The following is a 6,173-nucleotide window of genomic DNA, read 5'->3' on the forward strand; positions in this document are numbered from 1 at the left end:
ATTCCGAAGAACCAGCCGCACTCGCCATCAAGCGCCCACACTTATCGGCTGTTAGTTTTTAAAGAGCACATCGCAAGACAAGCCTTACTTCAACTTCCGCCTTGCGTCGCTGCATCAGCAGCAGAGAAACGAGATTATGAAGAATCTTTTTCTCTTTGTCAACACTATTTTTCGCTTTCGCTTCCAAATCCGGTGACTTCTGAGACCGCCCGTTTCGCTCGGCGGCTCTCGTCTTGCGACGAGGGGCTGAATAGTAGGTCAAGCACACACGAATGACAAGGTGACGAACGCAATTTTTTCGCGTCTGCTTCAGTGTGCCGCCTTCGCCGCTCCGATGACAAACTCCATCGGCACTGCCGCGGCCATCGCCGCGTATCCCGCGTCGCTCGGATGGATATGATCGCCGCTGTCATACCGGCGCTGGAGCACGCTCGGGCGCGCCGGATCGCGCAGCGCCTGATCGAAGTCGATGACACCGTCGAACGCCCGGCTCGCGCGAATCGATTCGTTGACCGCCGTTCGGATCGACTCCCTTTCCGGCGGCAGCGAAGCGGGCGTGAGCGTCGCACCGTAGATCTTCACGCCGCGCTGATGCGCCTGCGCAATCAGTCGCTGATATCCGCGCACCAGCGCATCGGCGTTGACTTCCGTGTGCGGCGCGTCGCAATCGAGCCCGGCGTGCGCGGGCATCGCCATGAAGTTGATATCGTTGATGCCGATCAGCACGATCACCGCCCGCACGCCCGGTTGACGCAGCGCGTCGCGCTCGAAGCGGCTCACGACGGCCTCACCGTAACAGGGCGAGTTGCTGAGCAGACGATTCCCGCTGATGCCCGCATTCAAGACCGCGGTTTGCCCGCCACTTTTCCGGGCGACTTCTTTCGCGAGCGCATCCGGCCAGCGCCGGTTCGCATTGAGCGAGGAACGCATGCCGTCGGTGATCGAATCGCCGATCGCCACGATCGCGTGCGCCGACGCGCTTTCCACCGCGACGTTGCTGAGCCACGCATATTGCGTGAAGCGCGTGCGGTACGCGGCTGCCGATCCATCTCCGGTGCGGTCGCCCGGCGTCGAAATGTAGTTCACCTGGCTCGACACGCGGTGCCACGCGACGAGCTTTTGATCCTTCCCCATGAACATGCTGACGGCGACCGGCTGAAACGCGGCGACGTCGAAATCGACCGCGTCGCTTGTTGCTTGCGCGCCCGGCGCGACCGTCACGCTCTTGTGTCCGCCGAAAGACACGGACCGTGCGCTGCCGGCCTGGATCGCTGCACTGCTACCGCCGACCGCCCGTGCGACGCTCATGGACTCGACGACGAGCGGTTCGGTCCCGTAAAGATTGCTGATCCGCAGACGCATCCGCTTGCCGTCGAGTTGCGGATAAATCAGCTGACGGACGGTGCGCCCCGCGACGTCCGGCGCGCGATAGAGCGGCGGCAGGTTCGCCAGTTGCGGAATCGACTGCAGCGCAGTGCCCCACGCGCTGACCCATCGCTCGTTGGCGGGCGTTTCCGCAGCGTCGGCGGCGAACGCCATTGGCGCGAAATTGAGTTGGACGGCGCACGCGGCCGCGCAAATCGCGGCGAGAACTCGGAGTTTCATTCGGCGATGGCGTTCGGAAAAGGCTCGATTGTGCCTGAAGTGTCATCAAGCTCGCGCCGCACATCGCCGGCGACGCGCACAAGCAGCAGCGACGCCCGTGAAATGGCCTCACAATGCTGCCAGTTCTTTTTTCGCCGGCGCGATGATTTACGCAGCGGGCATCAATATAGATATGCAATCGAAAAATTCAGCACTGCAGCAACTCGTCTGGGATGAAGACGGCGAAAGCCGCTCAGCCCGCTGGCGATCGGAGAGCGGCAATCCGCCCGCGAAGCGCATCGTCATCGGACACGATCAGATGACGGCCGATCACGCGTACCGGCTCGCCTGCGAAGGCACCGCGATTCTCTGGCGCGGCGATTTCCAGAACGCTCGCCAGTTGCTGCAGGCGATGGCCCGCCGTATCGACAACAAACCGCGCAAGGCGAAGAAGCCCGCGACGGAAACATCGCCGATCGATGCGTTCAATCTCCATCGGCTCGCGCAATCGCAGCGCGCCCGCACCCTCGCAATGCTCGTGCTGCCGCTCGACGAGCACTACGCCATCCCGTTGCGACGCGCGCCGGACGTGCGCCAGGCATGCGAGGAAGCATACGGGCCGCCGTCGGATGAAGCATCGGTGGTGTCCTTGCGCGAGGTGCTTGGTCTGATCGGCGCGCACGAGTGGCGCAAGAAAGGCGTCGACATCGACGCGGCCGGCGGGCGGATCCATCCCTATTACGGCGTGTTCTCGCCCGTTCGCGGCGAGTACGTCGATCTGGTCGCGAATCAGCCGCTGCCGTCAAAGGAACTCGCGTTCGATATCGGCACGGGAACCGGCGTGCTCGCGGCCGTGCTCGCGCGGCGCGGCGTCGAGCGGATCGTCGCAACCGACGTCGACGCCCGCGCGCTCGCCTGTGCGCGGGAAAACGTCGATGGACTCGGCCTCGCTCGTCAGGTGAAGGTCGTGGAAGCCGACATGTTTCCCGAGGGCTGCGCGCCGCTCGTCGTCTGCAATCCGCCGTGGCTTCCGGCGCGTCCGAGCGCCACGATCGAGCACGCGATCTACGACCCGGAGAGCCGCATGCTGCGCGGCTTTCTCGACGGCCTCGCCGCGCACCTGACACCGGGCGGCGAAGGCTGGCTTATCCTGTCGGACTTCGCGGAGCATCTCGGCCTGCGCACGCGCGCGCAGTTGCAGGAATGGATCGACAAGGCCGGACTGAAGGTCGATGGACGTATCGACATCAGGCCGCGTCATTCGAAGGCGATCGACAAGTCCGATCCGCTGCACGCCGCGCGCTCGGCGGAAGTCACGTCGCTGTGGCGGCTGGTCGTCGCGTAAATTGGATCAGGCGCGCTCGGCAAGCCACGCGAGCGCGCCCTCGCCCGCGACGAGCCCGCTCGCGAAACACGCCGTCAGCAGATAGCCGCCGGTCGGCGCTTCCCAGTCGAGCATTTCGCCCGCGCAGAACACGCCGGGAAGCGCGGCGAGCATCGAACGCGCATCGAGGGCTTCGAACTCGACGCCGCCCGCGCTGCTGATGACTTCCGCAATCGACCGCGGGCGCAGCACACGCAGCGGCAACGCCTTGATGCGCGCGGCGAGCGTGATGGGATCGGCAAATTCGTCCTTGCTCACGCATTCGCGCAACAAACCCGCTTTCACGCCCGTGAGATGCAGCCGGCTTTGCAGATGACTCGACATCGAGCGCGCGCCACGCGGATGCAGCACTTCCTCGCGCACGCGTTCGGCGGAGAGCTGCGGCGTCAGATCGAGCAGAATCGTCGCGCCGGCGCCGTGACTTTCGTCGATCCGGTCGCGAATCGGCGCCGATAACGCGTAGATCAGACTGCCCTCGATACCCTGATCGGTGATGAGGCACTCGCCGACGCGCCAGTCGGGCGCGCCGTCCGCGCGCGGCACGCCGATCGCCACCGACTTGAGCGGCTCGCCCGCGAACCGGCTGCTGAAATGCTCGCTCCAGCCCACATCGAAGCCGCAATTCGACGGCACGAAAGGACGCGTGGCCACGCCGCGCGCGGCGAGAACCGGCAGCGCGGCGCCATCGGAGCCGAGTTGCGGCCAGCTTGCGCCGCCGAGCGCCAGCACGAGCGCATCGTGCCGAACGTGTTTCTCGCCCGATGGCGTCGCGAACCGCGATATCGACGCGCGTTCGTCGGCCCAGCCGAGCCAGCGATGCCGCATATGAAACGTGACGCCCGACGCGCGCAGCCGATGCAGCCATGCGCGCAGCATCGGCGCGGCTTTCATGTCGGTGGGAAACACGCGCCCCGAGCTGCCGACGAAAGTCTCGACGCCCAGGCCGTGAACCCAATCCCGCAACGCGCTTGCATCGAAGCGCGCGAGCAGCGGCGCGATCTCCCCGCTGCGCGCGCCGTATCGCGCGAGGAACGCGTCGGCGGGCTCCGAATGCGTGAGATTCATGCCCCCTTTGCCGGCCATCAGGAATTTGCGTCCGACGGACGGCATCGCGTCGAACACATCGACGCGCGCGCCGCCCGCCGCGAGCGCCTCCGCGGCCATGAGCCCGGCCGGCCCGCCGCCGACGACCGCGACGTTCACCGATTCGATGTTTTCAACTGACGACATGCCTGAATAGAAAGAACAAAACGGAGCGATATTGTCGCATCGCCGGTCTACGCGGCGGGAACGCATCGACGGCGCCGCGTAAGTCATTAAATAACAAAAAAGAATTTGGCCGCCTGCGCGCGGGCCAGTACGATCCGGCGATTCGTTGCATCGACAACTTTTTACTGAAATAGCCTGATCATGTCCGTTTCCCTCGCGCCCGAACGCGCTGCCGCCCAGTCCGCCACCCAGGATTCACGGCCGGTCATCAAAAGCGCCGCCGATGTTTCCAGTCTCGTTAACCACGGCGCCGCCATCGGCAGCGACGCGCGCGTGGTCGTCGCCATCGCGCTCGGCGGCATTTTTCTCGATGCCTACGATCTGGGCGCGCTCGCGTTCGGCATGAAGGACATCGCCCGCGAATTCTCGCTGACGCCGACCGGCTCCGGCTTCGTCGCCGCCGCGATCACGTTCGGGGCGATCATCGGCGCGTTCCTCGGCGGATATCTCACCGACAAGGTCGGCCGCTATCGCGTCTTCATGGCGGACATGTTCTTCTTCGTCGTCGCGGCGATCGCCTGCGCGCTCGCGCCGAACGCCTGGGTGCTCGGCGGTGCGCGTTTCGTGATGGGACTGGGCGTCGGCATCGATTTGCCCGTCGCGATGGCCTTTCTCGCGGAATTTTCCCGCTTGCAGGGCCGCGGCAACAAGGCGGCACGCGTCGCGATGTGGTGCCCGGTCTGGTATGCGGCGATCAGCGTCTCGTATCTGCTGGTGCTCGGTTTGTACGCGGTCTTGCCCGAACACAACGCGGGCTGGCTCTGGCGTCTGATCCTCGGCTTTGGCGCGGTTCCGGCGATTGCGATCATCGCGATTCGCAGCCGATACATGAGCGAATCGCCGGTCTGGGCCGCGAATCAGGGCGATTTGAAAGGCGCGGCCGCGATCCTCAAGCGCTCGTACGGCATCGATGCCCGCGTCGACGAAACCGCCACCGTTGCGCCGAAGGCGCGTCGCGCGACGTGGAGCAACTACGGCGCCCTGCTGCGCGGCGTCTACCTGCGCCGGACCGTGCTGGCGACGGTCATCGCCATCGCGTCGTCGTTCGCCTATAACGCCGTGGCGTTCGGCTTGCCGGTCATCATTTCGAGTTTCCTCGCGCAATCGATGCTCACTACGATCCTCGCGTCGCTCGCGCTCAATCTGTGTTTCGCGTTCGCGGGCGGGCTGTTTTCCGTGCGCACGGTGCCGAAATTCGGTGCGTGGACGCTGTCGGTCGTCGGTTACGCGTTTCAGCTTGCGGCGCTCGTCGGGCTCGCTATCGTCGGGAAGCCGTCGACGGGCGTCGAAGTCGTCGTCGCGATTGCGTTTCTCGCGGCGTTCCTGCTCGGACAGGGCGTCGGGCCTGGCTCGCACAGCATGACGTTTGCGTCGCTGAGCTATCCGACTTCGCTGCGTGGTGTCGGCGTCGGCTTCAATCAGACGCTGATGCGCGCCAGCTCGACGGTTTCGCTGTTCCTGTTCCCGGTCTTGTCGGCGGCGCTCGGCACGAAGGTGTTCTGGATCATCGCCGTCGCGCCGCTCGCGGGGCTCGTCGCGCTGTTCGCCGTGCGCTGGGAACCGTCGGGCTACGACGTCGACGCTGAGGATTTCGCCGCGCAGCAGCCGCGTTAAAACAGTTTCCGATCCCGCCTTATAAAGAGCGGCAGGCGATGTTTCGCCTGCCGCTCTTTTCGTTTCTCCTCCTTCCTGCACTAGATTAACGATCGCGCGCTTTGCGCGACGGGGTCCGCTTCTCGCATGCGGAGTTACCCGAATACGTCTCAAAAATGCATTTACCGACCGTCCGGTCGGTTTATAATCGCCGGACAGCGACTTCTTTTTGAGCGAGTGCCGACATGTACACGCAATCCCTCGACCTCCCCAGCGCGACGTCCGCAGCCGAAAGCCACGAAGCCGCAGCCTCCGCCGCCCAAACCCGCTTCGACGCGGTGAT

General features: G+C 64.9%; 5 protein-coding genes. 3 read left to right on the plus strand and 2 right to left on the minus strand.

Annotated elements, in window-relative coordinates; translation table 11 throughout:
• On the plus strand, positions 1–276 hold a 276-nt coding region (locus QCE58_RS14655), incomplete at its 5' end, for a hypothetical protein (protein WP_309779696.1).
• Between the two features lie 33 nt (positions 277–309).
• On the opposite strand, the gene QCE58_RS14660 is transcribed toward QCE58_RS14655, so the two are convergent.
• Positions 310–1,605: an SGNH/GDSL hydrolase family protein gene (locus tag QCE58_RS14660; RefSeq protein WP_239295592.1), complete on the minus strand. Its 1,296-nt coding sequence runs from the start codon at positions 1,603–1,605 to the stop codon at positions 310–312.
• 172 nt (positions 1,606–1,777) lie between these two features.
• On the opposite strand from QCE58_RS14660, the gene QCE58_RS14665 reads away from it, so the two are divergent.
• Positions 1,778–2,929, plus strand: a complete 1,152-nt coding sequence (locus tag QCE58_RS14665; RefSeq protein ID WP_250481697.1) for a class I SAM-dependent methyltransferase — start codon at positions 1,778–1,780, stop codon at positions 2,927–2,929.
• Between the two features lie 6 nt (positions 2,930–2,935).
• Here QCE58_RS14665 and QCE58_RS14670 read toward each other — a convergent pair whose 3' ends face one another.
• Positions 2,936–4,198 carry a TIGR03862 family flavoprotein gene (locus QCE58_RS14670; protein ID WP_250481698.1) on the minus strand — a complete coding sequence of 421 codons (1,263 nt, stop codon included), beginning with the start codon at positions 4,196–4,198 and terminating at the stop codon, positions 2,936–2,938.
• Between the two features lie 180 nt (positions 4,199–4,378).
• Here QCE58_RS14670 and QCE58_RS14675 point away from each other — a divergent pair, with 180 nt between their 5' ends.
• Positions 4,379–5,851: an MFS transporter gene (locus QCE58_RS14675; RefSeq protein ID WP_250481699.1), complete on the plus strand. Its 1,473-nt coding sequence runs from the start codon at positions 4,379–4,381 to the stop codon at positions 5,849–5,851.
• Positions 5,852–6,173: the final 322 nt, after the last annotated feature.

The organism is Caballeronia sp. LZ028 (genome assembly GCF_031451415.1).
In the GTDB taxonomy this organism is placed as follows: Bacteria; Pseudomonadota; Gammaproteobacteria; order Burkholderiales; family Burkholderiaceae; genus Caballeronia; species Caballeronia zhejiangensis.

Excerpts from the sequence above, each read along its gene's own strand:
- QCE58_RS14660 (WP_239295592.1), bottom strand. The coding sequence starts at position 1,605 with ATGAAACTCCGAGTTCTCGCCGCGATTTGCGCGGCCGCGTGCGCCGTC.
- QCE58_RS14665 (WP_250481697.1), top strand. The coding sequence starts at position 1,778 with ATGCAATCGAAAAATTCAGCACTGCAGCAACTCGTCTGGGATGAAGAC.
- QCE58_RS14670 (WP_250481698.1), bottom strand. The coding sequence starts at position 4,198 with ATGTCGTCAGTTGAAAACATCGAATCGGTGAACGTCGCGGTCGTCGGC.
- QCE58_RS14675 (WP_250481699.1), top strand. The coding sequence starts at position 4,379 with ATGTCCGTTTCCCTCGCGCCCGAACGCGCTGCCGCCCAGTCCGCCACC.